General features: G+C 67.6%; 25 protein-coding genes and 2 tRNA genes. 9 read left to right on the top strand and 18 right to left on the bottom strand.

Annotated elements, in window-relative coordinates; translation table 11 throughout:
- Positions 1 to 20 precede the first annotated feature (20 nt).
- From FFS72_RS19235 to FFS72_RS19220, 4 genes are all read right to left on the bottom strand, one after another.
- Entirely contained in the window at positions 21 to 422 is a 402-nt protein-coding gene (locus FFS72_RS19235) for a DUF4233 domain-containing protein (protein ID WP_050062767.1), read from the bottom strand.
- On the bottom strand, positions 419 to 1846 hold the full coding sequence (gene folC, locus FFS72_RS19230; RefSeq protein ID WP_137875422.1) for a bifunctional tetrahydrofolate synthase/dihydrofolate synthase: 1428 nt from the start codon (positions 1844 to 1846) through the stop codon (positions 419 to 421). The genes FFS72_RS19235 and folC overlap by 4 nt, the downstream gene beginning before the upstream one ends.
- Positions 1843 to 4500, bottom strand: a complete 2658-nt coding sequence (locus FFS72_RS19225; protein WP_137875421.1) for a valine--tRNA ligase — start codon at positions 4498 to 4500, stop codon at positions 1843 to 1845. Before FFS72_RS19225 ends, folC begins: the two co-directional genes overlap by 4 nt.
- 115 nt (positions 4501 to 4615) lie before the next feature.
- Positions 4616 to 5230 (bottom strand): GyrI-like domain-containing protein, encoded by a 615-nt coding sequence (locus FFS72_RS19220; protein ID WP_137875437.1) that lies wholly within the window; start codon positions 5228 to 5230, stop codon positions 4616 to 4618.
- Positions 5231 to 5323: 93 nt separating this feature from the next.
- Here FFS72_RS19220 and FFS72_RS19215 point away from each other — a divergent pair, with 93 nt between their 5' ends.
- Both FFS72_RS19215 and FFS72_RS19210 read left to right on the top strand, forming a co-directional pair.
- Positions 5324 to 5650, top strand: coding sequence for a DMT family transporter (locus FFS72_RS19215; protein WP_137875420.1), 327 nt, complete (start codon positions 5324 to 5326; stop codon positions 5648 to 5650).
- Positions 5647 to 6045 carry a DMT family transporter gene (locus tag FFS72_RS19210; protein ID WP_137875419.1) on the top strand — a complete coding sequence of 133 codons (399 nt, stop codon included), beginning with the start codon at positions 5647 to 5649 and terminating at the stop codon, positions 6043 to 6045. The genes FFS72_RS19215 and FFS72_RS19210 overlap by 4 nt, the downstream gene beginning before the upstream one ends.
- On the opposite strand, the gene FFS72_RS19205 is transcribed toward FFS72_RS19210, so the two are convergent.
- From FFS72_RS19205 to FFS72_RS19190, 4 genes are all read right to left on the bottom strand, one after another.
- Entirely contained in the window at positions 6042 to 6599 is a 558-nt protein-coding gene (locus FFS72_RS19205; protein ID WP_137875418.1) for a hypothetical protein, read from the bottom strand. The two genes, FFS72_RS19210 and FFS72_RS19205, sit on opposite strands and share 4 nt — an antisense overlap.
- A 46-nt stretch (positions 6600 to 6645) precedes the next feature.
- Complete coding sequence (locus FFS72_RS19200) at positions 6646 to 7443, bottom strand: SDR family oxidoreductase (protein ID WP_137875417.1); 798 nt, start codon at positions 7441 to 7443, stop codon at positions 6646 to 6648.
- A gap of 194 nt (positions 7444 to 7637) precedes the next feature.
- Entirely contained in the window at positions 7638 to 8309 is a 672-nt protein-coding gene (locus FFS72_RS19195; RefSeq protein WP_137875416.1) for an AIM24 family protein, read from the bottom strand.
- 81 nt (positions 8310 to 8390) lie between these two features.
- Positions 8391 to 9386, bottom strand: a complete 996-nt coding sequence (locus FFS72_RS19190; RefSeq protein ID WP_137875415.1) for an iron-siderophore ABC transporter substrate-binding protein — start codon at positions 9384 to 9386, stop codon at positions 8391 to 8393.
- A gap of 102 nt (positions 9387 to 9488) precedes the next feature.
- Between FFS72_RS19190 and FFS72_RS19185 the strand changes: the two genes are divergently transcribed.
- Positions 9489 to 11801, top strand: coding sequence for an FdhF/YdeP family oxidoreductase (locus FFS72_RS19185; protein ID WP_137875414.1), 2313 nt, complete (start codon positions 9489 to 9491; stop codon positions 11799 to 11801).
- A gap of 1 nt (position 11802) precedes the next feature.
- Positions 11803 to 12627 carry a formate dehydrogenase accessory sulfurtransferase FdhD gene (gene fdhD, locus FFS72_RS19180; RefSeq protein WP_137875413.1) on the top strand — a complete coding sequence of 275 codons (825 nt, stop codon included), beginning with the start codon at positions 11803 to 11805 and terminating at the stop codon, positions 12625 to 12627.
- A 93-nt stretch (positions 12628 to 12720) separates the two neighbouring features.
- Here the strand turns inward: fdhD and FFS72_RS19175 are convergent, their stop codons facing one another.
- From FFS72_RS19175 to FFS72_RS19135, 9 genes are all read right to left on the bottom strand, one after another.
- Positions 12721 to 13347: an MBL fold metallo-hydrolase gene (locus FFS72_RS19175; protein WP_137875412.1), complete on the bottom strand. Its 627-nt coding sequence runs from the start codon at positions 13345 to 13347 to the stop codon at positions 12721 to 12723.
- Positions 13344 to 14429, bottom strand: a complete 1086-nt coding sequence (locus FFS72_RS19170) for an S-(hydroxymethyl)mycothiol dehydrogenase (protein WP_050062754.1) — start codon at positions 14427 to 14429, stop codon at positions 13344 to 13346. The genes FFS72_RS19175 and FFS72_RS19170 overlap by 4 nt, the downstream gene beginning before the upstream one ends.
- Positions 14430 to 14640: 211 nt before the next feature.
- Positions 14641 to 15891, bottom strand: a complete 1251-nt coding sequence (locus FFS72_RS19165) for a helix-turn-helix transcriptional regulator (RefSeq protein WP_137875411.1) — start codon at positions 15889 to 15891, stop codon at positions 14641 to 14643.
- A 10-nt stretch (positions 15892 to 15901) separates the two neighbouring features.
- Positions 15902 to 16339: a type II 3-dehydroquinate dehydratase gene (gene aroQ, locus FFS72_RS19160; protein ID WP_137875410.1), complete on the bottom strand. Its 438-nt coding sequence runs from the start codon at positions 16337 to 16339 to the stop codon at positions 15902 to 15904.
- 114 nt (positions 16340 to 16453) lie between these two features.
- Complete coding sequence (gene clpX, locus FFS72_RS19155; RefSeq protein WP_050062746.1) at positions 16454 to 17731, bottom strand: ATP-dependent Clp protease ATP-binding subunit ClpX; 1278 nt, start codon at positions 17729 to 17731, stop codon at positions 16454 to 16456.
- 344 nt (positions 17732 to 18075) lie between these two features.
- A complete protein-coding gene (locus FFS72_RS19150) occupies positions 18076 to 18738 on the bottom strand; it encodes an ATP-dependent Clp protease proteolytic subunit (protein WP_137875409.1) in 663 nt (220 codons plus the stop codon).
- Between the two features lie 43 nt (positions 18739 to 18781).
- Positions 18782 to 19369, bottom strand: a complete 588-nt coding sequence (locus tag FFS72_RS19145) for an ATP-dependent Clp protease proteolytic subunit (protein ID WP_137875408.1) — start codon at positions 19367 to 19369, stop codon at positions 18782 to 18784.
- A gap of 164 nt (positions 19370 to 19533) precedes the next feature.
- Positions 19534 to 20895, bottom strand: coding sequence for a trigger factor (gene tig, locus FFS72_RS19140; protein ID WP_137875436.1), 1362 nt, complete (start codon positions 20893 to 20895; stop codon positions 19534 to 19536).
- A gap of 78 nt (positions 20896 to 20973) precedes the next feature.
- Positions 20974 to 21050, bottom strand: a tRNA-Pro gene (locus tag FFS72_RS19135).
- A gap of 152 nt (positions 21051 to 21202) precedes the next feature.
- On the opposite strand from FFS72_RS19135, the gene FFS72_RS19130 reads away from it, so the two are divergent.
- Positions 21203 to 21273 (top strand) — tRNA-Gly (locus tag FFS72_RS19130).
- An 82-nt stretch (positions 21274 to 21355) separates the two neighbouring features.
- Here FFS72_RS19130 and FFS72_RS19125 read toward each other — a convergent pair.
- Positions 21356 to 22387, bottom strand: a complete 1032-nt coding sequence (locus FFS72_RS19125) for an Lrp/AsnC family transcriptional regulator (RefSeq protein ID WP_137875407.1) — start codon at positions 22385 to 22387, stop codon at positions 21356 to 21358.
- 112 nt (positions 22388 to 22499) lie between these two features.
- On the opposite strand from FFS72_RS19125, the gene FFS72_RS19120 reads away from it, so the two are divergent.
- The 4 genes from FFS72_RS19120 to FFS72_RS19105 all read left to right on the top strand — a co-directional run bounded on the left by FFS72_RS19120 (position 22500) and on the right by FFS72_RS19105 (position 26970).
- Complete coding sequence (locus FFS72_RS19120; RefSeq protein ID WP_137875435.1) at positions 22500 to 23873, top strand: flavin-containing monooxygenase; 1374 nt, start codon at positions 22500 to 22502, stop codon at positions 23871 to 23873.
- Entirely contained in the window at positions 23860 to 24792 is a 933-nt protein-coding gene (locus FFS72_RS19115) for a bile acid:sodium symporter family protein (protein WP_137875406.1), read from the top strand. The genes FFS72_RS19120 and FFS72_RS19115 overlap by 14 nt, the downstream gene beginning before the upstream one ends.
- Complete coding sequence (locus tag FFS72_RS19110) at positions 24789 to 25760, top strand: SDR family oxidoreductase (RefSeq protein WP_137875405.1); 972 nt, start codon at positions 24789 to 24791, stop codon at positions 25758 to 25760. Before FFS72_RS19115 ends, FFS72_RS19110 begins: the two co-directional genes overlap by 4 nt.
- A 76-nt stretch (positions 25761 to 25836) precedes the next feature.
- Positions 25837 to 26970: a nitronate monooxygenase gene (locus FFS72_RS19105; protein ID WP_050062741.1), complete on the top strand. Its 1134-nt coding sequence runs from the start codon at positions 25837 to 25839 to the stop codon at positions 26968 to 26970.
- The last annotated feature ends 7 nt before the right edge of the window (positions 26971 to 26977 follow it).

Below are 26977 nucleotides of genomic sequence, written 5' to 3'. Positions count from 1 at the left end.
TCGCGTGCCCTGCAAACGGGTCAGTCACGCTGACCGCGCAGCAGTCCCCGCTCGATCCGTGCCTCGATGTCCTTGCGGAGATACAGCAGGTACGCCCAGACGGCGGCGAACAGCAGTCCGAGTGCACCGATCGCGGGGTGGATGACCCAGGCGGCGATCATCCCGACCTGCAGTGCGAGATTCAGGCCCATTCCCCACGGCTTCGACTGGACTCCGCACGCGAGAATCATCACCACGCCGAGTGCGGTCAGGTACAGGATCTCGACGGTGCTGATTCCCGTGCCGAGCTTCGCAACGGCGGGGATGCCGAGGAAGACGACGATCGCCTCGAGGATCAGGGTGCCGGAGCAGACTCCGCGGAAACCCTTCCACGGGTCGACGGTCGGCGGCTTGAACTGGGCTGGCTGGTCGGGCGTGGTCACGCGGGGTCCTTTCCGAACAGGGTGCGGGCCTCGCCCGCGGTGACGACGGATCCGGTGACCACGACGCCTGCGCCGGAGATGGCCTCCCCCGGCTCACCGACCTCCTCGGCCAGCGCGATCGCGGTCTCGATCGCGTCGGGCAGCGTCTGCGCGACCACGACCCGCTCGTCGCCGAACCTGGCGACTGCGGCGTCGGCGAGCTGCTCGACGTCCATCGCACGCGGCGATCCGTTGGTGGTCACGACGATCTCGTCGAAGACGGGTTCGAGTGCCGTGAGAATGCCGTCGGCATCCTTGTCACTCAGCACCGCAACGACACCGACGAGCTTGCGGAAGTCGAACTCCGCGGCGAGTGCGGCGGCGAGTGCGCGGGCGCCGTCGGGGTTGTGGGCGGCGTCGAGGAACACCGTCGGCGCGCTGCGGACGCGTTCGAGCCGACCCGGGTTGGCGAGCGACGCGAACGCGCCTCGGACGGCGTCGACGTCGAGCTGCTTGTCCGGGCCTGCCCCGAAGAACGCCTCGACCGCTGCGAGCGCGAGAGAGGCGTTGCGCGCCTGGTGTTCGCCGTGCAGCGGCAGGAAGATGTCGGTGTACACACCACCGAGACCCTGCAGTTCGAGCTGCTGGCCACCGACGGCGATCTGCCGTGCGAGAACCGTGAACTCGGAACCCTCGCGCGCGACCGCGGCGTCCGCGTCGACGGCGCGCCGCAGCAGGACGTCCATCACCTCGGGCTCCTGCTGCGCGATGATCGCGACGGTGTCCCGCGGGACCAGGGAATCGGGTGCCTTCTTGATGATTCCGGCCTTCTCCGCGGCGATCGCAGCGAGGTCCGTGCCGAGGTACTCGGCGTGGTCGAGGCTGATCGGGGTGATGACCGCGACCTGACCGTCGACGACGTTCGTTGCGTCCCAACGGCCTCCGAGCCCGACCTCGATGACGCCGACGTCGACGGGCGCCTCCGCGAACGCAGCGAACGCCATCGCGGTGAGCACCTCGAACTTGCTCATCGCCGGACCGCCCGCGGCCTGCGACTGCGTGTCCACCATCTGGATGTAGGGCGCGAGCTCGTTGTAGGTGTCGACGTAGGTGCGCGGCGAGATCGGGGCACCGTCGATGCTGATCCGCTCGGTCGCGAGCTGCAGGTGCGGGCTGGTGGTGCGGCCCACCCGACGGTGCAGTCGGGAGAGCAGGGCGTCGATCATCCGCGTCACGGACGTCTTGCCGTTGGTGCCCGCCACGTGGATCGCCGGATAGGCCTGCTGCGGCGAGCCGAGCAGATCCATCAGGGCCGCGATCCGGGTGAGGGACGGTTCGATCTTCGTCTCGGGCCAGCGCTTGTCGAGTTCTGCCTCGACGAGCGCGAGTTCGGCGAGATCGACCGGGGACGGAACCCCAGGCCGCTCCGCGTGCTCCTCGCTCACGCCTGCCCCAGTTCGCCGAGTCGTGCCGTGATGCGGGTGATCTCCTCCTGCGCCACCTGCAGGCGACCCTTGATCTTGTCGACGACCGCGTCGGGGGCCTTGGCGAGGAACGCCTCGTTGCCGAGCTTCGCGGTGGTACCGGCGAGTTCCTTCTCCGCGGCCGCGAGATCCTTCTCCAGGCGCTTGCGCTCTGCAGCGACGTCGACGGTGCCGGACGTGTCGAGTTCGACGGTCACGGTGGCGCGGCTCAGTCGCACCTCGATCGAAGCGGTGGCGGCGAAGTCGGCGTCGGGCTCGGTGAGCTTCGCCAGCGACGTCGCTGCCGCGACCTGGGCCTGCACGTCGGCGGCGTCGATTCCAGCGAGCCGTGCAGCCACCTTCTGAGACGGCTTGAGGCCCTGGTCGCTGCGGAAGCGGCGGATCTCGGTGACCAGTTTCTGCAGGTCCGCGATGCGGCGGGCGGAGTCGGTGTCGGTGGGAACGCCGGTCGCGGTGGGCCAGGATGCGATCACGACGGACTCACCGCCGGTGAGCACCTTCCACAGCGTCTCGGTGACGAACGGGATCACCGGGTGCAGCAGGCGCAGGAGTGCGTCGAGGACGGTGCCGAGGACGGCCTTGGTCCCATCGGCGTGCACGCTGCCTTCGGCGAGCTGCGGCTTCGCGAGCTCGAGGTACCAGTCACACACCTCGTCCCACGCGAAGTGGTACAGCGCCTCGCACGCCTTGGAGAACTCGTAGCGGTCGAAGGCGTCGTCGACCTCGGCGCGGACCTGCTCGAGGCGGTCCAGGATCCAGCGGTCGGCGTCGGTGAGCTGCGCGCGATCGGGCAGGTCCGCAACGACGGCGCCGTTCATCAGCGCGAACTTGGTCGCGTTGAACAGCTTGTTCGCGAAATTGCGGGACGACTGCGCATGGTCCTCACCGACGGCGAGGTCGCTGCCCGGGTTGGCGCCGCGCGCGAGGGTGAAGCGAAGCGCGTCGGCGCCGAAGCGATCCACCCAGTCGAGGGGGTCGATGCCGTTTCCGCGGGACTTCGACATCTTCTTGCCGAACTGGTCGCGGACCAGGCCGTGCAGGAACAGGTCCGTGAACGGGACGGGCCCGAGGCCGGCGTCCTGGGACACGTAGGTGCCGAACATCATCATCCGCGCGACCCAGAAGAACAGGATGTCGTAGCCGGTGACGAGAACGCTTGTGGGGTAGAACTTCTCGAGTTCGGGCGTCTTCTCGGGCCAGCCCATCGTCGAGAACGGCCACAGGCCGGACGAGAACCAGGTGTCGAGGACGTCGGGGTCCTGCTCCCAGCCCTCCGGCGCGGTCTCGTCGGGACCGAAGCACTGGACCTCGCCGTTCGGGCCGTACCAGATCGGGATGCGGTGACCCCACCACAGCTGCCGGGAGATGCACCAGTCGTGCATGTGGTCCACCCACGCGAACCAGCGCGGTTCCTGGCTGGCGGGGTGAATGGTGGTCTCCCCGTTGCGGATCGCGTCACCCGCGGCCTTCGCGAGGCCGTCGACCTTGACCCACCACTGCATCGACAGCCGCGGCTCGATGGTCTCGCCGGAGCGCTCGGAGTGACCGACGCTGTGCAGATACGGGCGCTTCTCGGCGACGACGCGCCCCTGTTCGGCGAGCGCCTCGCGCACCTTCACGCGGGCTTCGAAACGGTCCATGCCGTCGAATTGCGTTCCGGTGTCGGCAATCTTGCCGGTCTTGTCCATGATGGTCGGCATGGGCAGGCTGTGCCGCAGACCCATCTCGAAGTCGTTGGGGTCGTGCGCGGGCGTGATCTTCACGGCGCCGGTACCGAACTCGGGGTCGACGTAGTCATCCGCGATGATCGGGATCGCACGGCCGGTGAACGGGTGCTCGAGAGTGGTTCCGACGAGGTGCTTGTAGCGCTCGTCCTCGGGGTGGACGGCGACGGCGGTGTCGCCCAGCATCGTCTCGACTCGGGTGGTGGCGACGATGACGTGCGGCTCGTCGTCGTTGAGCGAGCCGTAGCGCAGCGAGACGAGCTCGCCCTCGACCTCCTCGAACTTGACCTCGATGTCGGAGATCGCGGTCTGCAGGACGGGCGACCAGTTGACGAGGCGCTCGGCGCGGTAGATCAGGCCGTCGTCGTACATCCGCTTGAAGATGGTCTGGACGGCCCGCGAGAGGCCCTCGTCCATGGTGAACCGGTCGCGGGACCAGTCGACGCCGTCGCCGATGCGTCGCATCTGCCCCTGGATGGTGCCGCCCGACTCACGCTTCCAGTCCCAGACGCGCTCGATGAACGCATCCCGTCCGAGGTCGGCCTTCGCGACGCCGTCGGCCGCGAGCTTCTTCTCGACGATCGTCTGGGTCGCGATACCCGCATGGTCCATGCCGGGCAGCCACAGCACCTCGAAGCCCTGCATCCGCTTGCGGCGGGTCAGCGCGTCCATGAGGGTGTGGTCGAGTGCGTGCCCCATGTGGAGGCTGCCGGTGACGTTCGGCGGCGGAAGCACGATCGAGTATCCGGGCTTGTCGCTGGTTGCGTCCGCCTCGAAGTACCCGGCCGCTACCCAGCCCTCGTACAGCTGCTCCTCGACGGAACTGGGGTCCCAGCTCTTCGGGAGGGCGTCGGCGGGGTTACTGGATTCTTGCGGCGCGGCACTGGTCACCTGGGTAATTCTAGAGAACGAAAATCACTGTGGTCCCCGCCACACGACCCGCGGCGCCGAACGGCGCTCCCAACCGGGTGCCGGTCGGCGTACCGATGCCGCGTGAGCAGGCCCGTCACGCCTGCGCAACTGGTTGGCGAAGGATCGTCCGCAGCTTCTCGGGCGCCGCACGACGCGGGTCACCGAGGTAGATCTCGTGGTGCCTGCCGGTCATCCGGAGGCCGCTGTCCGGAATGAAGCGGTGGTGCAACTCGTCGAGGACGGGCGCCTCGTCGTCGTAGGGGCCGACGTGGAGTGTCTGCACGCACAGGCCCTCGTCCAACGTTTCGAGCCGCAATGCGCCCAGCGCCGGTGCCGTGCCTTTGAGGGCCACCGACTCGCGCGCCGACTCGACGTGCTCGCCGGTGATCCAGTCCGGAGTCATGATCATCAGCGTCCAGTCCCACTGCGACTTGTCGCGGGCGGTGGTGAAGGAATCCATGTCCGTCGCGGACCAGAGCGCTTCGAGCGGCATCACGGCGTAGTCCCGGTCCAACTCCCGCTTGCTGGCGAACTTGAGCGCGTACGCGACGGGATAGATCGTCTCCAGTGCGTCGCGGTACTCCTGCGCCGTGTTCGGGTCGCCGTGGCCGTCGATCATCAGGAACTGCATCGCGGGGACCGTCACGAGCGAGAACCTGCCCTTCCGGGCGCTGTATGTCTCGATCTCTTTCCGGAAATCGACCTTCACCACGATTGCACCTCACGGTCCCGAGACGGCGGTTGTCACGTTCGGCGTGAGCATCCCACGGTGCCCCGACATCGAGGCGGATAAGTTGGCCTGATGACGACGGCGTGGATCTTCCTGGCGGTGGCGATCTGCGCGGAAGTGCTGGGCACCAGCTTGCTTCCGCGCACCGACGGGTTCCGGCGGCTCGCGCCCACGGTCGCGGTTCTCGCGCTGTACTCGGCTGCGCTGTACTGCCTTTCCCAGGCATTGCGCTCCCTCGACGTCGGCGTCGCGTACGCGGTGTGGGCGGGCGTCGGCACGGCGGTGATCGCCGCGATCGGAATGCTGGTGCTGCACGAACCGCGGTCCGCGTCCAAGATTCTCGGTATTGCGCTGGTCGTCGCCGGCGTCGTCGCTCTCAACCTCGGCGGTGCCGCATGAGCCCGCAACTTCGGCGCGCGTGGGCGTTCCTCGCGGTCGCCATCGCGTCCGAGATCACCGCGACCGTCCTCCTCGACAGCACCGACCAGTTCACCAAGCCCCTGCCGTCGATCGTCGTGATCGCCGGATACGTCACCTCGTTCGCGTGCCTGGCACAAGCGTTGCGGGCGCTGCCGGTGAGCCTGGCGTACGCGCTGTGGTCCGGCATCGGGACCGCCACGGTCGCGGTGATCGGCGTCCTGGTGCTCGGGGAGACACTGTCGCTCGCGAAGATCGTGGGACTGGTGCTGATCGTCGCCGGCGTGGTGATCCTCAATTTGCAGCACGATGGCGACACTTCCGAAACTGCTCAACCGGTCCCGGCACTCGACGACAGGGAACGCGCCGACCCCTAATCCCTCTCGGCCGCGGGCCGAGCGACGGTGTCGAACCAGCCGCCCGGCTCCAGGTCGAGTGGAAGGACGCGACTGTCCGAACCACCGGTCGGAGGCTCGGACTCCGGGATTGCCTGCCACAGCGTCTCGACCGCCGTTGCCGCCTCGGCCAGTAGCCGGCCGTCGACCTCGACGACCCGCTCCGGCACCGAGAACCACGGCCACGCGGTGACCATCCGGACCGGTCCACGCACCGGTAGCGGATGCTGGAAGTACGAAACCCACCCTGATCCCACCTGGCTCGCGCTGCCGTTGTGCTCCAACCCGGTGGAGAAGCGTTCGCAGGGCAGGTTGGAGGTTACGGTTCCGTCCGCGTACTCGATCCCCACGAGCAGCGGCGCGCTGGAACCCTCCCACGAGGGATATCCGAATCCGTACATGTCCAGGACCACCGCACCCACCCGTTCGCGGGCGCAGACCGTGAACACGAATCCGGTCGAGTACACGTGCACATCGGACATCCACAGGATCAGGTCTTCGGTGCGGTTGAGCACGAGGTCGAGTGGAACGCGCACAGGGATCTCGTTCGTCGGTGGCTCGCACTCGGACACGGAGTGGCGCCTACAGACCGTGCTTGCGGGCGACGATCTTCTCGACGATCCCGCGCGGCGCGATCCGGCGGAGCGCGAACACCAGCGGCGCGTTGCTGCCGACGGCGTACAGCTGCTTCGGCCGATCCGCGTCGATGGCCTTGAGGACGGTCGCCGCGACGGTGTCCGCGGTGATGCCGGAGCGTTCGTTGGCGTCGAGGTGCTCGATCATCGTGCGGTAGTCGTCCGTGTAGGGCGACCCATCGGCGAGGTAGTGCGTGCGCCGTTCACCGATACCGGTGCTGATGGAGCCCGGCTCGACCGTCGTGACCGCGATGCCGAAGGGCGAGACCTCGCGGCGTGCCGCGGTCGCGAAGCCCTTGATCGCGGCCTTCGTCGCCACATACGAGGACCGGTGTGCCAGTGGGAAACTCGCCAGCATCGACCCGACCATCACCACCCTGCCGTAGCGGCGTGACCGCATTCCCGGCAGAACCAGCTGGGTCAGCCGCACCGCGCCGAACACGTTGGTCCGGAACAGCCTGTCGATCGCCTCCATCGGAAGCTCCTCGAGCGGCCCACTCTGGCTCTCGCCCGCGTTGTTCACCAGCACGTCCACCGCGCCGACCGCCTCGGCGCACCGGACGATGCTCGCGTCGTCCGTCAGATCCAACGCAAGGTACTCGACTCCCGGGACCGGATGCGCGATCCGCGAGGGATTCCGGCTGGTGCCATACACCTTCCAACCACGACCCGCGAGCGCCCGCGCCACCGCCTCGCCGATCCCCGACGATGCACCCGTCACCAGTGCCGTTCGCGTAGCAACCACGTTCTGTCCTTCCGTTCCCACTGTTCTGCGCACCGTACCGCCGCACCGACCCTGCGGTCACCGCTTCGGAATCAGGGCGACGCCCCGAACCGCCCAGGAACGGGAGGGAGCCCCTACTGCCCAGGAATGGGAGGGTGCCCCTACTGCCCAGGAATGGGAGGGTGCCCCTACTGCCCAGGAATGGGAGGGTGCCCCTACTGCCCAGGAATGGGAGGGTGCCCCTCCGAGGCCTGGACGACGACGAAACCGTTTCCGGTCAGGCACAACTGGTACGCCTCCCCCGAACCGCGACCGATGACCGCACCGAGCTTCGCGGTCTTGCGGATGGTGGACTGCAGTCCGGTCGACCACATGACGGCGCTCTGCATGTCGACGTAGGTCGGGGCATCCACATCGAGGACGACGGGCGTGCCGTAGGCCGTGATCGCGAGGACGCCGTGCCCGGTGAACGTCGTGTTGAACAGTCCGCCACTCACCATCGACGCACCCTCGACCCGCTTGATGTCCCACTGCACGGAACTCTCGAACGCGAGCACGTTCGCCCCGCTGACGGTCACCGACTCACCCTCGAGTTCGAACAGGAAGATCTCGTCGGCGTCGGCCGCGAGGAAGACGTCGCCGCTGCCCGACACCTTCATCAGCGACATTCCCTCACCGGTCAGCGCCTTCTTGAAGAACTTCCCGATGCCGCCGCTGCCCTGGTAGTTGAAATCGACGTCGCCCTGGTAGGCGACCATGGACCCCTGACGGGCCAGGAACTCTCCACCGGTTCCCCGCAGGTCCACCTTGAGCATGCGGGAGTTCTGCAGCATGAATCGTCCGGGCTGTCCCGATCGTTCGGTGTTGGCGAACAGTTCGCTGCGCATGGGTCTCCTTCGTCGGGGTCGTCGGATCCATCCAACCCGACCCGGACCCGACGTGCTGCGGGAGGGCTTCCGCGTGCGCCGCTATCCGTTCAGCAACGGCGCGATGCGCGGCGGAATCTGCTCCAGCGCGTAGGGCAGTGAGAGCACAGTGCTCCAGGCCATCGCGTCGGCTGCATCGTCGTCGAGGATGACGACGCGACCCTCCTTGACGGCCGAAAGTTGGCCGTAGACGGGCGTGCCCGCGAGTTCGGCCCGCAGCTTGTCACCGAACCCGCCGCCCGCGTACCAGACGAGCAGGTCCGCGTCGGCGAGGCCGAGCTGTTCGGTGCTGATCGGCGCGAAGTTGGTGCCGGTGATCTGCTGGGTGACGGGTGGGTTCACGAAGCCGAGTTCGGTGAAGAACCGCACTTTCGGGTCCTCGGGTCCGAACACACCGAACTGGCCTGCACCCTTGAGCGCCCCGACGATCACCGTCCTGCCCCGGAACGCCGGGTTCGCGTCGGCGACGGCGGTGAACCGACGCTGCACCGTCGATACCAAGCCGTCGGCCTGCGGGGACCGTCCAACAGCCTTGCCGATGGTGCGGGTCTGAATCTGCCAGGGCACGCCGAAGTCCGCGTACTCCGCGGGCTGGGCGACGGTCGGCGCTATCGCGGAAAGTTTGTCGTGCTCGCCCTGCGTCATGCCCGAGTACGTGCCGATGATCAGATCGGGGTCGACCGAGGCGACCGCTTCGGTGTCGATACCCGACCCAGCGGTGCCGACGATCGCCGGTGTCGACCCGTCCAGCAGGTCGTGGGCCCACGGCCAGGTTGCGTCGGGCTGGTCTCCGTACCAGTCGAACACGCCGACGGGAACGACACCGAGCGCGAGAAGTGTGTCGTGGTCGTTGTGGCCGACGCTCACGACTCGGCGAGGATCTGCGGGCACGATGGTGGCGCCGAACTCGTCGCGCACGGTGGGTCCCGATGTGGACCCGGACGCGCCGTCGTCGCCACCACAGGCCGCCGCGGCGAGGGTGAACGCCACGCCCGACGTCCCGATCAGGAATCCCCGTCGTGACAATCGACCCGGCATCGAACCTCCTCGCACAGCAAACGCCAGGTAAGGCTACCGAAGCACCCGACGCGTCCGGACCATCTGTGTACGACCGATGCCGGCACAGTCCAGTATGTAGGCATGACACGCAGAGGACCGGCGCCCGACATCGACGAGTCGCAGGTCGTGGTCGGCTCGCCGGGGGACCACGCCGCCGGCGTGAAGGCCGTCGCGGTGTCGCTCCAGCGATCCGTCGAACAGATGGGTGCGGTCCGCACGGCGCAGACGCTGACCCGGCTGAACCAGCGCCACGGCTTCGACTGTCCCGGCTGCGCATGGCCGGAGACGCCCGGACACCGCAGGCCCGCCGAATTCTGCGAGAACGGCGCCAAGGCCGTCGCCGAGGAAGCCACCCGCCGGACGGTGACGCCCGAGTTCTTCGCCGCACACTCGGTCGCGGAACTGTCCGGGAAGACGGACTACTGGCTCGGCCAGCAGGGCAGGCTCACCCACCCCATGGTGCTGCGTGACGGTGCGAGCCACTACACGCCGATCGAATGGGACGAGGCGTTCCGGCTGATCGCCGACGAGCTTCGCGCACTCCCCGATCCGGATCGCGCCGTCTTCTACACGTCGGGCCGCACGAGCAACGAGGCCGCGTTCCTGTACCAGTTGATGATTCGGAGCTTCGGCACCAACAACATGCCCGACTGCTCCAACATGTGCCACGAGTCGTCGGGCAGTGCGCTGTCCGAGTCGATCGGCATCGGCAAGGGGTCGGTGACGGTGCCGGACCTCGAGTTCGCGGACCTGATCCTGATCGCCGGACAGAACCCCGGCACCAATCATCCACGCATGCTGTCGACGCTGCGGGCCGCGAAGCGGAACGGCGCGAAGATCATCGCCGTCAACCCGCTGCCCGAGGCGGGTCTGCTGCGATTCAAGGACCCGCAGACCGTGGACGGCGTGCTCGGGGACGGCGTCGAGATCGCCGACGAGTTCCTGCAGATCCGACTCGGCGGCGACATGGCCCTGTTCCGCGGAGTCGCGCGACTGCTGTTCGAGGCGGACGACGCGGCGCCGGGCACCGTCGTCGACCGCACGTTCGTCGCGGAGCATTGCGCCGGTTTCGACGAGTTCGAGAAGGTCGCTCGTGCGGTCGATTTCGCCACCGTCCTCGAGGCCACCGGCCTGACCATGACCCAGGTGCGGGAAACCGCAGACGCGATGATCGCGTCCGAACGCACCATCGCCTGCTGGGCGATGGGGCTGACGCAACAGACCCACGGCGTCGCCACGATCCAGGAACTGACGAACCTGCTGCTGATGCGCGGCATGATGGGCAAGCCCGGAGCGGGCGTGTGCCCGGTGCGTGGCCACTCGAACGTGCAGGGCGACCGGACGATGGGCATCTGGGAGAAGATGCCCGAAACGTTCCTCGCCGCCCTCGATCGCGAATTCGGGATCACCAGCCCGCGCAGGCACGGGTTCGACACCGTCGGCGCCATCCGCGCGATGCGCGCCGGTGACGCATCGGTGTTCATGGCGATGGGCGGCAACTTCATTCGGGCCACCCCGGACACCGCAGCGACAGAGGACGCCTTGCGGCGGTGCAGCCTGACGGTGCAGGTCTCGACGAAGCTGAATCGCTCGCACGTGGTGGCCGGACGGACCGCACTGATCCTGCCGACACTCGGACGCACCGACAAGGATGTGCAGGCGTCCGGGAAACAGCTCGTCTCCGTCGAGGATTCGATGTCGATGGTGCACCTGTCCCGCGGCAGCCTCACCCCCGCGAGCGAGCACCTGCGCAGTGAGGTCGCGATCGTCTGCGATCTCGCGCACGAGTTGTTCGGCGCCGGGCACACCGTGCCGTGGGCGACACTGGCCGCAGATTACGACCGAATCCGGGACGCGATCTCCCGTGTCGTTCCCGGATGCGATAACTACAACGAGCGGGTCCGGCAACCCGACGGCTTCCAGCTCCCCCACCCGCCGCGTGATCGCCGCGAGTTCCCGACGCGCACCGGCAAGGCGAACTTCGTCACCGGCGAACTGCAGTGGGTTCGCACTCCCCCCGGCCGGCTGGTCCTGCAGACCATGCGCAGCCACGACCAGTACAACACCACGATCTACGGCCTCGACGACCGCTACCGCGGTGTCAAGGGCGGCCGCCGGGTGATCTTCGTGTCGGCCGCCGATCTCGTCGAGCAGGGCCTGAGCGACGGCGCCCGGGTCGATGTGGTGTCCGAGTGGACCGCCGCCGACGGCAGCGTCGAGGAACGTCGCGTCCACGACTTCCGCGTCGTCGAGTACTCGACACCGAAGGGGAACGCGGCGGCGTACTACCCCGAGACCAACCCGCTGGTTCCGCTGGACCACGTTGCGGCGAAGTCGAACACACCGGTGTCGAAGGCGGTCGTCGTGCGGCTGGAGCCGGTCGGAGGCCACTGAGATGGGACGCGTCACGGCCCGAAGATCTGTGCTGCGCATCGGCCCGAACGGGACGGTGCGTCGCCCCGACAGCCTCGCGGTCGAGGAGCCGCTCGAGATCAGAATGGGCGGACGGTCACTGACCGTCACGATGCGCACACCCGGCCACGACATCGACCTCGTGCACGGGTTCCTGCTGGGCGAGGGCATCATCCGTACCGCGGAGGACATCGCCGTCGTGCGCTACTGCGACGGTGTCGACGAGGACGGTGCGAACACCTACAACGTCCTCGACGTCGCACTCGCGCAGGGGGTACCCGAACCCGTTGTCGCAGAGAGAAACTTCCTGAGCACGTCGGCGTGCGGGGTGTGCGGGAAGGCGTCACTCGACTCGGTTCGGGTGCGGGCCCCGTACGACCTCGACGCCTCGCACCCGACGGTTCCGGCCGCGGTACTGGCGACGCTTCCGGAGGCGATGCGGTCCCGGCAGCGTGTCTTCGACTCGACCGGCGGGTTGCACGCGGCGGGCCTGTTCACCGCGGACGGCACACTGTTGGCCCTGCGTGAGGACGTCGGCAGACACAATGCCGTCGACAAGGTCCTCGGGTGGGCCGTCACGGAGCGCCGCGTCCCACTCTCGGACTCGATCCTCGCCGTCAGCGGTCGCACGTCGTTCGAGCTGGTGCAGAAGGCCGTCGTCGCGGGCGTGCCGATGCTGACGGCGGTCTCCGCCCCGTCGTCGCTCGCCGTCGACCTCGCGGCGGAGTCCGGGCTGACGCTGGTCGGCTTCCTGCGCGGCGAGACCATGAACGTGTACACCGGCGCCGAGCGGATCGAGGTGTCGTGACGTCCACACAGGTTCTCACCCCTCCGCAGGGGTTCTGGACGCTGAACAGGGGTGTGCACACTCCAGAAGGTATGCGCACACCCCTTTTCAGGATCAGTTGCCGCGCCTGATCCACTCCTCGAGGTGCGGCGACTCGGTGCCGATCGTGGTGCCGTCACCGTGGCCGGTGTGCACCTTCGTCTCCGCGGGCAGCGCGAACAGCTTGTCGCGGATGGACCCGATGATCGTCGGGAAGTCCGAGTACGACCGTCCCGTCGCGCCGGGGCCACCGGAGAACAGGGTGTCGCCGGTGAACAACTCCCCCGCCTCCGGCAGGTACAGGCACGTCGAGCCCGGCGAGTGACCAGGGGTTGCTATGGCCTGGATGTCGGTGCCGCCCACGGCGATCCGCTGGCCGTCCTCCAGCGACCCGTGCGCGACGCCGGGGTGCGTCATCTCCCACAGCACGTTGTCCGCGGCATTCAGCAGAATCGGCGCGTCCAGGCGCTCGGCCAGTTCGGGGGCGACGGTGATGTGGTCGTTGTGGCCGTGCGTGCACACGATCGCGACGACCTTGCGACCACCGACGGCGTCGATGATCGGCTGCGCGGTGTGCGCCGCGTCCACGATCACGACCTCGGAGTCGTCACCGATCAGCCAGATGTTGTTGTCGACGTCCCACTCGCCGCCGTCGAGCGCGAAGGTGCCGCTGGTGACGACCCGGTCGATGCGCAGGCTCACAGGACCACGACCGAACGCAGGACCTCGCCGCGGTGCATCGACTCGAATGCCTCCTCGACCTGGTCGAGGGCGATGCGCTCGGTGACGAACTTCTCCAGCGGCAGTCGGCCCTGCTGGTACAGGTCGACGAGCATCGGGAAGTCGCGCTCGGGCAGGCAGTCGCCGTACCAGGACGACTTGAGAGAGCCACCGCGGGAGAAGAAGTCGACGAGCGGCATCTCGAGCGTCATGTCCGGCGTCGGGACGCCGACGAGGACGACGGTGCCCGCGAGGTCGCGAGCGTAGAACGCCTGCTTCCACGTCTCGGGGCGCCCGACGGCGTCGATGACCACGTCCGCACCGAAGCCTCCGGTGAGATCCTGCACGGCCTCCACGACGTCGAACTCGGTGGCGTTGATGGTGTGGGTCGCGCCGAGGTCGCGCGCCCAGTCGAGCTTCTTGTTGTCGCGGTCGACCGCGATGATCCTGTTCGCGCCTGCGAGGCGGGCACCCACGATGGCGGCGTCGCCGACACCGCCGCAGCCGATGACCGCGACCGAATCACCCCGGCCGACGTTGCCGGTGTTCATCGCCGCGCCCATGCCGGCCATGACGCCGCATCCGAGCAGGCCGACGACTGCCGGGTCGGCGGACGGGTCGACCTTGGTGCACTGTCCGGCGTGGACGAGGGTCTTGTCGGCGAACGCCCCGATACCCAGAGCGGGCGAGAGTTCGGTGCCGTCCTCGAGAGTCATCTTCTGGGTGGCGTTGAAGGTGTCGAAGCAGTACTGCGGGCGCCCCCGCTTGCAGGCACGACACTGGCCACACACGGCGCGCCAGTTCAGCACGACGAAGTCGCCGACCTCGACGGATTCGACGCCCTCACCGACACTTTCGACGACACCCGCGGCCTCGTGCCCGAGCAGGAAGGGGTACTCGTCGTTGATCCCGCCCTCGCGGTAGGTCAGGTCGGTGTGGCAGACGCCGCACGCGGCGATCGCGACGACGACCTCACCCGGCCCGGGGTCGGGGATGATGATCGGGACGATCTCCACCGGGGCGCCCTTCGAGCGCGCGATCACACCTCGTACCTGCTGCGGCATGGCCTGGTCTCCTCCTGGTCGACGATGCGGATACGCGCGTTGCAATACCCGCATGTGTGACGGTAGTCCCCCGCCGACTCCGCACGTCCTGCCCGAAAGGACGGTTCGACCTAGCCGAACAGCCAGCCCACTGCTGCGTCCAAAGCACCGCATCGATCTCGAACGCCACCTCTGCTGCACACCCGGACAGCGCGAGGAGCAGCGGAAGAGGTCAGAGCGCGGCCTTGACCCCAGCCTCGGACGCGAGGGCCGCAGCCTCTCCTCGGGTGCCGACCTCGAGTTTCCGCAGCACCGCGGCCACGTGGAACTTCACGGTGCTCTCACTGACCTGGAGTCGCTCGGCGATCACCCGGTTGCGTCTGCCCGCGACGAGATGTTCGAGAACCTCGACCTCGCGGGGACCGAGCACCGACAGCGCGTGCCGTCCTTCACCCGTCTCGGTGTGATCGAGCGGCAGCGTCGCCGACAGTCTCGATCCCCAACCGGGCGTGGACTCGGATTCGTATGTGCCGCCAAGAGTTTCGACCCGCGGACGCAGCTGCCTGGCGAGCTCGGCGAGGTCGACCGCGCCGCGTCCGTCGTCCCGGACGTCGATCAGGAGATTCGCGCCGTCGCAGTCCCACGCGACCCGCACCCGACGCAGGTCGGGCTGCACCACGAGCCCGAGGACCGCACCCCGGACCACGGCCCGCGCCGCGTGCGCGACCTCGCCGGGCAGACCTCGTCCACCGACCGGTGGATCGACGAACTCGACGACGACACCCGACGGCACCAACCCGCGCAGCTCGCCACGCAGTCGGGCGAAGGCGGTGGTCACGGCCTCCTCCGCCATCTCGCGGTGCAGGTCCACAGCGGTCCGGAGTCCGATCAGCGCGGATGTCGCCGACTCCCGCGCGGTGATCCGGGCCCGGGTGTCGTCGAGGTCGGGCGACCTGAGTGTCGCGAGGATCGTCTCGAGTGTCGCGGCGTGCGCCTCGGTGAGCTCGGAAACGGTGCGTGCGCGTTCTGCCGACGCGGCACGCGATTCGGCGAGGTACGCGGGGCTCGCGTGTCGTACCTGCAGTTGGATCCCGAGCGCGACGATCGCGAACTGGTCCGCCAACAACTCGGCGTCGAAATCGATCTTGAAGCGGGGCACGACGACGAGGAGGGTGTCGGTGCGGTCGAGGATCGCGTGGACAGGGTGCTCACGACCGCCGAGGACCGCGGTGCCGCGGAACCTGATCGACGAATCCGCCCGTGCGGGACCGAGATCGGTCCGCAGCCGGTCGAGTTCCGCGACCGTCACCTTCTCCACGATCCGCACGTCGCCCGCGACCTTGCGGGGACGACCGGTGCACTCGCGGGTGAAGATCACCAACGCGGTGTGCGGAACCTGGGCCGCTATCTGCGCAGAGAACCGCCGCCCGATGTCCGGGAGCGGGCCCACGAGAACCTCACGGAGCCCGTCCAGCAGAGTCATGCGCTCCGCGTCATCGCGTGCACACGAACTCGACCGCCAGGCCGTAGCCCGTGATACCGAGACCGGCGATCGTTCCGGTCGCGACAGGCGACACATAGGAGTGCTTGCGGAACTCCTCGCGCGCATGCACGTTGCTGATGTGCACCTCGACGAGCGGAACCTCCAAGGTGACCAGTGCGTCGCGCAACGCGACAGAGGTGTGCGTGTAGCCGGCGGGGTTGATCACGACACCGGACGCCGCAGTCCGCGCCTCCTGCACCCAATCGATGAGGACGCCTTCGTGATTGGACTGCCGCACCTCGACGGTCCGGCCGTGACGCCCCGCGACCTCCTCGCACAGTGCGACAACGTCGTCGAGGGTGTCGTGGCCGTAGATCTCGGGCTGACGCAGGCCGAGCAGGTTCAGATTCGGCCCATTCAGGACGTAGATCGGTCCCGGTGTCGTCACGCCAAGCCTCCTAGGAACCGCGAGTTCCGCATCGGACACCGCGGCGAGCACGAATCAGTGTGGTGGTTCGCACCCAGGATAGCGAGGAGCCCACGTCATCCCGGTAGGCACCGATCACGCGGACTTGTCGCGGCGCTCCCGCTCCGGCTTGCGCGGGACGATGGTCGGCAGCACGTTGTCGTTGACGGTCTCCGCCGTCACGACGACCTTGGCGACGTCGTCCCGGCTCGGGATGTCGTACATCACCGGAAGCAGCACCTCTTCCATGATGGCGCGCAGTCCACGGGCACCGGTACCACGCAGGATCGCCTGGTCCGCGATCGCTTCGAGCGCATCCGAACTGAACTCCAGCTCGACACTGTCCATGTCGAAGAGACGGGTGTACTGCTTGACCAACGCGTTCTTCGGCTCGGACAGAATCTGCACCAGCGATTCCTTGTCCAGGTTCGTCACCGACGCGACGACGGGCAGGCGGCCGATGAACTCGGGGATCAGACCGAACTTGATCAGATCCTCCGGCATGACCTCGGCGAAGTGGTCCTGCGTATCGATTTCCGCCTTGGAGCGCACCTCGGCACCGAAGCCGATGCCACGCTTGCCGACCCGATCCGAGACGATCTTCTCGAGCCCCGCGAACGCACCCGCGACGATGAACAACACGTTGGTGGTGTCGATCTGGATGAACTCCTGATGGGGGTGCTTGCGTCCACCCTGCGGCGGCACGCTCGCCTGCGTCCCCTCGAGGATCTTCAGAAGCGCCTGCTGCACGCCCTCGCCGGAGACGTCGCGGGTGATCGACGGGTTCTCCGACTTACGGGCGATCTTGTCGACCTCGTCGATGTAGATGATGCCGGTCTCGGCGCGCTTGACGTCGTAGTCCGCCGCCTGAATCAGCTTGAGCAGAATGTTCTCGACGTCCTCACCGACGTAGCCGGCCTCGGTGAGCGCGGTCGCGTCGGCGATGGCGAACGGCACGTTCAGCATCTTCGCCAGCGTCTGCGCCAGGTACGTCTTGCCGCAGCCCGTCGGGCCGAGCATCAAGATGTTGGACTTCGCGAGCTCGACTGTTTCGCCGCGAACGTCGCGACCCTTGTCACCGGCCTGGATGCGCTTGTAGTGGTTGTAGACCGCGACGGCGAGCGTCCGCTTGGCGTCGTCCTGACCGATCACATAGTTCTCGAGGAAGTCGCGGATCTCGACGGGCTTCGGCAACTCGTCGAGCTTGACCTCGCTGGACTCCGCGAGCTCTTCCTCGATGATCTCGTTGCAGAGGTCGATGCACTCGTCGCAGATGTACACACCCGGCCCCGCGATGAGCTTCTTCACCTGCTTCTGACTCTTGCCGCAGAACGAGCACTTCAGCAGGTCTCCGCCGTCACCGATGCGTGCCATCTCGTCAGGTCCTACTTCCTTCTCAGCTGCACTCGCTACTCGTGCTGATCGTTCCGCGTGGTCCTGGCGTCAAGGACGCCGTGGTGTCGCTGACACCGTGTGGTCGTGGCGTCCCAGACGCCGTGTGGTCGTGGCGTCCCAGACGCCGTGTGGTCGTGGCGTCCCAGACGCCGTGGTCCCGATCGTGGACGTCGCCGCCATTGCGGACGAAACCCCTGAGAGTGACCGTACCCGCACTTTCGGAACGAGGTCGACTGGTTGACCGTGTTTCGCGTGCCCCGCCCGGACCGTTACGACCCGGGCGGGGCGACACCAGTGCTGCCGCCGGGCGACAGCGCGAACGACTACTTCTGGGCGGAGAGCTTCCGGTACTCCAGGACGCTGTCGATGATCCCGTAGTCCTTGGCCTCCTCGGCCGTGAGGATCTTGTCGCGATCGGTGTCCTTGCGGATCACCTCCGGCTCCTTGCCGGTGTGGCGACCCAGGGTCTCCTCCATCAGCCTGCGCATGCGCTCGATCTCCCTGGCCTGGATCTCGAGGTCCGAGACCTGACCCTGGATGCCGCCGGTCGCGGGCTGGTGAATCAGCACACGCGCGTTCGGGAGCGCCAGACGCTTGCCCGGGGTGCCGGCCGCGAGCAGGACTGCCGCCGCCGACGCCGCCTGGCCGAGGCACACGGTGGTGATGTCGGCCCGGACGTACTGCATGGTGTCGTAGATCGCCATCAGCGCGGTGAACGAGCCACCGGGCGAGTTGATGTACATCGTGATGTCGCGATCCGGATCCTGCGACTCCAGCACGAGCAGCTGAGCCATCAGGTCGTTCGCGGACACGTCGTCGACCTGGTTGCCCAGGAAGATGATGCGCTCCTCGAACAGCTTGTTGTACGGGTCGGACGTCTTGACGCCGTAGCTGGTCTGCTCGGTGAACTGAGGCAGGATGTAGCGCGCACTGGGGGCAGCGGGGGCGGCGCCTGCCAGTCCGCGGGGATCGAAGAGGTTTGCCATCTGTTTCTCCAGGGTGAGTTGTGGGCGGTGGGGCGCTACCGGCTCAGTTGGCGGTGCCGCCTGCCTGCCGCGCGCGGGAGATGACGTGGTCGACGAAGCCGTAGTCCTTGGCCTCGGTCGCGGTGAACCAGCGGTCGCGGTCGGAGTCCGCCGTGATCTGCTCGACCGTCTGTCCGGTGTGCTCGGCGATCAGTTCGGCCATCTCACGCTTCGTGTGCGCGAACTGCTCGGCCATGATCGCGATGTCGGACGCGGTGCCGCCGATGCCGGCGGACGGCTGGTGCATCATGATCCGCGCGTGCGGCAGGGCATACCGCTTGCCCGGGGTGCCCGCGGAGAGCAGGAACTGGCCCATCGAGGCCGCGAGGCCCATACCGAAGGTCGCGACGTCGCACTCCGCGAACTGCATGGTGTCGAAGATCGCCATACCAGCGGTCACCGAGCCGCCGGGCGAGTTGATGTACAGCGAGATGTCGCGCGTCGGGTCCTCCGCCGCCAGCAACAGGATCTGTGCGCAGAGCTTGTTGGCGATGTCGTCGTCGACCTGGGTACCGAGGAAGATGATGCGCTCACGGAGCAGCCGCTCGTACACCGAGTCGCTCAGGTTCAGACCGGACGTGGCCGAAGTCATGGCGGGGCCCTGCGAAGCCGCCGGGTTGTGTGAAATCACGGTACCTGCCTTCTCGATCGCTGAAGTTTCTCGATCACCGAATCGTTGGTTCTCGACACAGACACTAACGAACAGGGGCGGCCCCGGAGTCCCGGTGCCGCCCCTGTTCGCTTATGGCGTGAAATCTAGCTCTCGTCGGAGGCTTCCGCGTCGGCCGCGTCCTCGTCGGGGCTGCCGAACAGCTCCTTGGTGTCGACGGTCGCACCGGCGGTGTCGGTGACGGTGAACTGCTCGACGACGCCGGCCAGGGCCTTGCCGCGACGGACATCCGCGAACACGGCGCCGAGCTGGTTGGCCTGCTGGATCTGCTGGATGAACTGATCCGGGGACATGCCGTACTGCTGCGCCTGGAAGAGGATCCGCTCGGTCAGCTCCTGCTGGCCGACGCTCGTGCCTGCGGCCTCCGCGATCGCGTCGAGCAGCAGCTGGGTCTTCACCGACTTCTCGGCGGCGTCCTTGGCGTCCTTGTCGAACTCCTCACGCGACGAGCCCTGAGCCTCGAGCAGCTCGGCGAGCTTGGCCTCGTCGTGGTCGAGTCCGTGGATCGCGTCGTGCACGGCGGCATCGACCTCGGCCTTGACGACGGCCTCGGGCAGCGGAACCTCGACGGTCTCGAGCAGCTTCTCGAGGACCTTGTCGCGGATCTGGCCGGCCTGCTCGACCTTCTTCACACGCTCGACCCGCTCGCGCAGGTCTGCGTTCAGCTCCTCGAGGGTGTCGAACTCGCTGGCCATCTGAGCGAACTCGTCGTCGGCCTCGGGCAGCTCACGCTTCTTGACGGTGTCGACCTTGACGGTCACGACCGCTTCCTTGTTCGCGTGCTCGCCTGCGACCAGGTTGGTCGTGAACTCCTTCGACTCGCCTGCCTTCAGGCCGACGATCGCCTCGTCGAGGCCCTCGATCAGCTGGCCGGAGCCGACCTCGTGGGACAGGCCCGTGGTGGAAGCCTCGGGCACGTCCTCACCGTCGACGGTGGCGGACAGGTCGATGGAGACGAAGTCGCCTTCCTCGACGGCGCGGTCGACACCGACGAGGGTGCCGAAGCGCTGACGCAGCGACAGCAGCTGTGCGTCGACGTCCTCGTCGGAGATCTCGATCGGATCGACCTCGACGGCGAGGGTGGAGAAGTCGGGCAGGGTGATCTCGGGGCGGACGTCGACCTCGGCGGTGAAGGCGAGCTCTTCGCCGTCCTCGATCTTGGTGATCTCGATCTCGGGCTGGCCGATGACCTTGATCTCACCGGAGACGACGGCCTCCTCGTAGCGGCCGGGCAGTGCGTCGTTGACGACCTGCTCCAGGACTGCGCCGCGGCCGACACGGGCCTCGAGCAGCTTGGCCGGTGCCTTGCCCGGACGGAAGCCGGGGAGACGGATCTGCTGCGCGAGGGCCTTGTATGCCTTGTCGAAGTCGGGCTTGAGCTCCTCGAAGGGCACCTCGACGTTGATACGGACCCGCGTCGGGCTCAGCTGCTCGACGGTGCTCTTCACGGACATTGCTCCTTCGTGGTGGTCTTTCTGGTCGCGGGCACCTGACTCTCAGGTGCCCGCCGTTCTTCGTGTTGTCCCTGGTCGGGGTGACAGGATTTGAACCTGCGACCCTCCGCTCCCAAAGCGGATGCGCTACCAAGCTGCGCCACACCCCGTCCGTTCCACTGCACCGAAGCACCGTGAGGTCCCCACAGTATCGGCACCGAGTGAGAATCCTACGACCACCCGATTAGCGAATTCAAAGCGAGGTTATGTACAGTCTCCAACGCAGACGGCAGTCATGGCGATCCCATGAGTCGTGTGCACCGGGGATGTAGCTCAATGGTAGAGCCCTAGTCTTCCAAACTAGCTACGCGGGTTCGATTCCCGTCATCCCCTCGAAGGGCAGAGATGCCCGATGCGCAGGAACGAAAGCCCGCCACCACCGAGGTGGCGGGCTTTCGTCGTTCCGTGACCGTTCTCATCGAGTGGCATCCCACACGTCGGGCACGATCGACCGAACCCGGCGTCCGCCCGCGTCCAGCACGTGTCCGAGCAACTTGTGCAGGCGCAGGACCACCGACCGGTCCCGGATCTCGAGGTCGGGGTAGCCGTCGGCGAGCCGCTGCTCGAACGCGCCGAGGTCTCCGACGGACCGCAGCCAGGTCTGGACGACGAGGTTGTTCGGACCGTGGACGGCGAAGCAGTTCCGGGTCTCCGGCTCGCGACTGAGCCTGCGTCCGGTGTCCTCCACCAGCGCGGGAGGCACCCGCCCCCAGAAGGTGGCGAGCACCGCGTACCCGGCGAGCGGCCTGGCGAACTCGCATCGCATGGTGACCAGTTCCAGCTGCAGCAATCGGTCCAGGCGGCGCCGAGCGCTCGGCGCACTCATGCCGAGCTCGGCCCCGAGGTCCGTCAGCGACATCCGTCCGTCCGTCGACAGGACCCGCAGCAGCGCACGGTCCTCGGTGGACAACGCCGGCGCACCCCCGAACGTGCCCGGTGCGCGCGGCGCGGGCAGCGTGGACCGCTCCCCCGGCGCGAGTGCGTTCAGGCGCCAGCGACTGCCTTCCGTGAACCATTGCGTGATCAGCCGGGTACGCACCGACTCGACGCCGTCGACGGTCGCGACGACGTCGAGGGCGAACCGCGACATCGAGGCCAGGTCGGGCGCGCCCGCGGTCACGAGCAGGTCGGCGTCGCCGCTCGCACGCTCGACGGTGACGGCGAAGGTGTGCTCGACCAGCGAAGCGGCCACCGCTTCACCGCGCTCCGGCCTGCACCGGATCTCGAGGAATGCCGTACAGACCTGACGGAAGACGCTCGTCGACGGCGACACGGTGATCCAGGCGCTGCCCGAGTCGCTCAGCCGGGCCCATCGGCGAGCCAGGGTGACGGGGTCGAGTTCCAGTGCGTCGGCCAGCCGCGTCCACGAGGCGCGGGGCGCGAGCTGCAGCGCGTTGACGAGACGGAGGTCCACCTCGTCGATGCCTTTGTCGATTTCCTGCGTCATGACCGATTATTCTCACCTTTTCCTGCGATCTGTGGCGCCTCGGGTGGCCGAGGAGACGATTCGGAGACCGCCGGGACCACGGGCCCGGCCTCTGCAGGAAGGCCGGGTGACCATGTCCGCACCCCCGTCGGCGCGCACCGCCGACCGCTACGCGTTGATAGGAGCGGGCCCGTCCGGTCTCGCCGGCGCCCGCAACCTGTCGCGGCTCGGCATCCCGTTCGACGGATTCGAGGCACACACCCAGGTCGGCGGGCTGTGGAACATCGACAACCCCCGCAGCACCGTCTACCGGTCGGCGCACCTGATCTCGTCGAAGACCACCACCCAGTTCGCCGAGTTCCCGATGCCCGCCGGAACACCGGACTACCCCGGCCACCGCGAGCTCCGGGAGTACTTCGAGGCGTACGCCCGGCGCTTCGACCTGCACCGGCACTTCCGATTCGGCACTTCCGTCGTGCGGGTCGAACCGGACGGCGACGAGTGGGTCGTCGTGACCGACACCGACGGCACCCGGACCACCGCCCGATATCGCGGCGTCATCATCGCCAACGGCACCCTGTCGGAACCGAACATGCCGTCCTTCTCCGGCGCTTTCACGGGCGAACTCCTGCACACCAGCAGCTACCGCGACCCGCGAATCTTCGACGGCAAACGGGTCCTGATCGTCGGCGCGGGCAACAGTGGCTGCGACATCGCGGTCGACGCCGTCCACCACGCGCGGTCCGTCGACATCAGCGTCCGCCGCGGCTACCACTTCGTACCGAAGTACGTGCTCGGACGTCCGGCGGACACCGTGGGCGGCCGCCTCCCCCTGCCGCCGTGGCTCAAACAGCGCATCGACACCCGCCTGCTCAAACTGTTCACCGGCGACCCCGTCCGGTTCGGGTTCCCGGCTCCAGATCACCGGATGTACGAGTCGCACCCGATCGTGAACTCGCTGATCCTGCACCATGCGGGCCACGGCGATGTGACCGTCCGCGGCGATATCGAGCGGTTCAACGGGAACCTCGTTCACTTCGCCGACGGCTACGCGGGCGACTACGACCTCGTCATGTGCGCGACCGGGTATCGCCTGCACTACCCGTTCATCGATCCCGAGCACCTCGACTGGACGGGTCGCGCGCCGTCGCTGTACCTGAACATCGCGTCCCGCAGACACCCGAACCTGTTCGTCCTCGGCATGGTCGAGGCCTCCGGCATCGGCTGGCAGGGACGACACGAGCAGGCCGAACTCGTCGCCAAAGTGATTCGAGCGCAGGACGAGTCGTCGACAGCGGCGGCCGAGTTCGCGACGCGAGTGGCCGGACCCGCACCGGACCTGAGCGGCGGCTACCGCTACCTGGACCTCGACCGGATGTCGTACTACGTGAACAGGGACGCGTACCGACGCGCTGTCACCGAGCACATCACCCGACTCGACGCCCCGCGCGCAGTGCGTCCGGGCGTCACCGCACCGACACCGAAGGACGTCCATGCCCATCGATGACGTGGTACTCGGCTTCGATTCGAGTTCGCTGACGCTGCTGAACATCGTCCTGGCCTGCATCATGTTCGGAATCGCCCTGGACACGTCGGTCGACGACTTCCGCGCAGCTCTGCGGATGCCGAAGGCGATGGCGGTCGGGATCGCCGCCCAGTTCCTGCTGCTGCCCGCGGTGACGTACCTGCTGACCCTCGTCCTGAATCCGGCGCCGTCGGTCGCGCTCGGCATGATCCTGGTCGCGTGCTGTCCGCCGGGCAACATCTCCAACGTCCTGACGCATCGCGCCAAAGGCAATGTGGCGCTGTCGGTGTCGATGACCGCGGTCTCGAATGTGCTCGCGATCTTCCTGATGCCCGTGAACATCGCGTTCTGGGGCAGCAGGCAAGCCGAGACGAACGCGCTGTTGCAGTCCGTGTCGTTGAACCCCGCGGAGATGCTCGCCGACATCGCGCTGATCATCGGATTGCCGTTCGCCCTCGGACTTCTGCTGGCCCGCGCGCGACCACGGTGGGCGGCCGCGGCGGAACCGTGGGTCAAGAACCTGTCGCTGCTCGCCCTGGTCGGATTCATCGCCGCGGCGCTCGCCGGCAACTTCTCGGTGTTCCTCGGCCACATCGGGGTCGTGCTGCTCGCCGTGTTCCTGCACGACGCCGTTGCCCTCGCGCTCGGCTACGGATGCGCGGTGGCGACCGGACTCGACGAGCGCAGCAGGCGGGCCGTCACGTTCGAGGTCGGGATACGCAACGCCGGCCTCGGTCTCGGCCTGGTGTTCACCTTCTTCGACGGGCTCGGCGGCATGGCGATCGTCGCCGGCTGGTGGGGAATCTGGGACATCATCGCCGGGCTGGCGCTGGCGGGGATGTGGGCCAGAAGGCGCACCGAGACCACGACGACAACCTCCACTGAAGGGATACCGGCATGACGGTGATGGTGACGGGCGGAAGCGGATTCCTCGGCCGCTCCGTGGTGCGCGGACTGCGCGACGCGAACCAGCAGGTCGTCAGCGTCGACCTCCGAGCGCCCGAGGACCCGCTCGAGGGCGTCGGGTACGCCATCGGCGACGTCTGCGATCCCGCGTCGATCGCCGCGGTGCTCTCGGAGAACGCCGTCGACACGGTCGTGCACCTGGCGTCGATCGTCAATCCTGGTAGGTCGACGACTCCGGAGCAGGAGTTCCGCGTCGACGTCGACGGGTCACGAACGGTGCTCGACGCGTGCGTGGCGCACGGCGTCCGTCGCATCGTCGTCTCGTCGAGCGGCGCGGCGTATGGCTATCACGCCGACAATCCGGCGTGGATCGACGAGGACACCCCGCTGCGAGGAAACGACAGCTTCCCGTACTCACGGCACAAACGCCTCGTCGAGGAGATGCTGGCGGAGTACCGCCGTGCGCATCCCGCGCTGGAACAGACGATCTTCCGGATCGGCACCATCCTCGGCGCCGACGTCGACAACCAGATCACCGCCCTCTTCGAGAAGAAGCGCCTCCTCAAGATCCGGGGCAGTGAGAGCCCGTTCGTCTTCGTCTGGGACCAGGACGTCACGGCCGCGATGGTCCAGGCGGTCGTCGGCTCACGGACCGGAATCTTCAACGTCGCGGGTGACGGTGCCATGACCGTGGACGAGATCGCGGACGCACTGGGCAAGGGCACGCTTGCCGTCCCTGCCGGGTTGGTCGAAGCGGGCCTGCGAATCGGGAACGCACTGAACCTGACGGTGCACGGTCCGGAGCAGACGAAGTTCCTGCAGTACCGCCCCGTCCTCAAGAACGATCGGCTCAAGTGCGTGTTCGGGTACACCCCCCGCTACACGACGCGGGAGGCGTTCGCGGCGTGGCGGGCCGCGCGGGTGAGGTCGGCGTCGGATTCATCTGTTCGATCGAACGCATAGCAACCCCTATCCAGAGGCACCCAACCTAGGGTAGAACCTGTTTCAGTCTGCCACCTGAATCATCCAAGGAGCGCCCATGCACACCCCGCTTTGCGACGACCTCGGCATCGAGTTCCCGATCTTCGCGTTCACCCACTGCCGCGATGTTGTCGTCGCCGTCAGCAAGGCCGGCGGCTTCGGTGTCCTCGGCGCGGTCGGGTTCACCCCCGAAGAGCTCGAGATCGAGCTGAAGTGGATCGACGAGCACATCGGCGATCACCCGTACGGCGTCGACATCGTCATCCCCAACAAGTACGAGGGCATGGACTCGAACCTGTCCGGCGAAGAGCTGACGACGATGCTGCAGAACATGGTCCCCAAGGAGACCCTCGAGTTCGGCCGCAAGATCCTCACCGACCACGGCGTACCGCTGGCCGACGACGGCAGCGAGAACGCGTTGCAGCTTCTCGGTTGGACCGAGGCCACCGCCACTCCGCAGGTCGAGGTCGCGCTGCAGCACCCGAAGGTCACCCTGATCGCGAACGCCCTCGGCACCCCGCCCGCCGACATGATCGACCACATCCACAAGGCCGGACGCAAGGTCGCGGCGCTGTGTGGTTCGCCGTACCAGGCTCGCAAGCACGCCGACGCGGGTGTCGACATCATCATCGCGCAGGGCGGCGAGGGCGGCGGCCACTGCGGCGAGGTCGGGTCGATCGTCCTGTGGCCGCAGGTCGTCAAGGAGGTCGCTCCGGTTCCCGTGCTCGCGGCAGGCGGTATCGGCAGCGGTCAGCAGATCGCGGCAGCCCTCGCCCTCGGCGCGCAGGGCGCATGGTCCGGCTCGCAGTGGCTGATGGTCGAGGAGGCGGAGAACACCACCGTCCAGCAGCAGGCGTACATCGACGCGTCGAGCCGCGACACCGTCCGCAGCCGCTCGTTCACCGGCAAGCCGTGCCGCATGCTCCGCAACGACTGGACCGAGGCCTGGGAGACCGAGGGCAACCCCGAGCCCCTCGGAATGCCGCTGCAGTACATGGTTTCCGGCATGGCCGTCGCCGCCACGCACAAGTACCCCGATGAGACCGTCGACGTCGCGTTCAACCCGGTTGGCCAGGTCGTCGGTCAGTTCACGAAGGTCGAGAAGACCTCCGCCGTGATCGAGCGCTGGGTGCAGGAGTACCTGGAGGCGACCGGCACGCTCGAGCAGTTGAACGCGGCCGCCGAGGTCTGAGGGCCGG

Origin of the sequence: Rhodococcus sp. Q, assembly GCF_005503035.1 — a bacterium.
In the GTDB taxonomy this organism is placed as follows: Bacteria; Actinomycetota; Actinomycetes; order Mycobacteriales; family Mycobacteriaceae; genus Rhodococcus_G.
This window is presented reverse-complemented; position numbering and strand designations above follow the sequence as displayed.

What these genes read in the sequence shown, in the direction of transcription:
- FFS72_RS19215 (WP_137875420.1), top strand. Translation starts at nt 5,324, where the DNA reads ATGACGACGGCGTGGATCTTCCTGGCGGTGGCGATCTGCGCGGAAGTG.
- FFS72_RS19210 (WP_137875419.1), top strand. Translation starts at nt 5,647, where the DNA reads ATGAGCCCGCAACTTCGGCGCGCGTGGGCGTTCCTCGCGGTCGCCATC.
- FFS72_RS19195 (WP_137875416.1), bottom strand. Translation starts at nt 8,309, where the DNA reads ATGCGCAGCGAACTGTTCGCCAACACCGAACGATCGGGACAGCCCGGA.
- FFS72_RS19190 (WP_137875415.1), bottom strand. Translation starts at nt 9,386, where the DNA reads ATGCCGGGTCGATTGTCACGACGGGGATTCCTGATCGGGACGTCGGGC.
- FFS72_RS19185 (WP_137875414.1), top strand. Translation starts at nt 9,489, where the DNA reads ATGACACGCAGAGGACCGGCGCCCGACATCGACGAGTCGCAGGTCGTG.
- fdhD (WP_137875413.1), top strand. Translation starts at nt 11,803, where the DNA reads ATGGGACGCGTCACGGCCCGAAGATCTGTGCTGCGCATCGGCCCGAAC.
- FFS72_RS19170 (WP_050062754.1), bottom strand. Translation starts at nt 14,429, where the DNA reads ATGCCGCAGCAGGTACGAGGTGTGATCGCGCGCTCGAAGGGCGCCCCG.
- FFS72_RS19165 (WP_137875411.1), bottom strand. Translation starts at nt 15,891, where the DNA reads ATGACTCTGCTGGACGGGCTCCGTGAGGTTCTCGTGGGCCCGCTCCCG.
- clpX (WP_050062746.1), bottom strand. Translation starts at nt 17,731, where the DNA reads ATGGCACGCATCGGTGACGGCGGAGACCTGCTGAAGTGCTCGTTCTGC.
- FFS72_RS19150 (WP_137875409.1), bottom strand. Translation starts at nt 18,738, where the DNA reads ATGGCAAACCTCTTCGATCCCCGCGGACTGGCAGGCGCCGCCCCCGCT.
- FFS72_RS19145 (WP_137875408.1), bottom strand. Translation starts at nt 19,369, where the DNA reads ATGACTTCGGCCACGTCCGGTCTGAACCTGAGCGACTCGGTGTACGAG.
- FFS72_RS19125 (WP_137875407.1), bottom strand. Translation starts at nt 22,387, where the DNA reads ATGACGCAGGAAATCGACAAAGGCATCGACGAGGTGGACCTCCGTCTC.
- FFS72_RS19120 (WP_137875435.1), top strand. Translation starts at nt 22,500, where the DNA reads ATGTCCGCACCCCCGTCGGCGCGCACCGCCGACCGCTACGCGTTGATA.
- FFS72_RS19115 (WP_137875406.1), top strand. Translation starts at nt 23,860, where the DNA reads ATGCCCATCGATGACGTGGTACTCGGCTTCGATTCGAGTTCGCTGACG.
- FFS72_RS19110 (WP_137875405.1), top strand. Translation starts at nt 24,789, where the DNA reads ATGACGGTGATGGTGACGGGCGGAAGCGGATTCCTCGGCCGCTCCGTG.
- FFS72_RS19105 (WP_050062741.1), top strand. Translation starts at nt 25,837, where the DNA reads ATGCACACCCCGCTTTGCGACGACCTCGGCATCGAGTTCCCGATCTTC.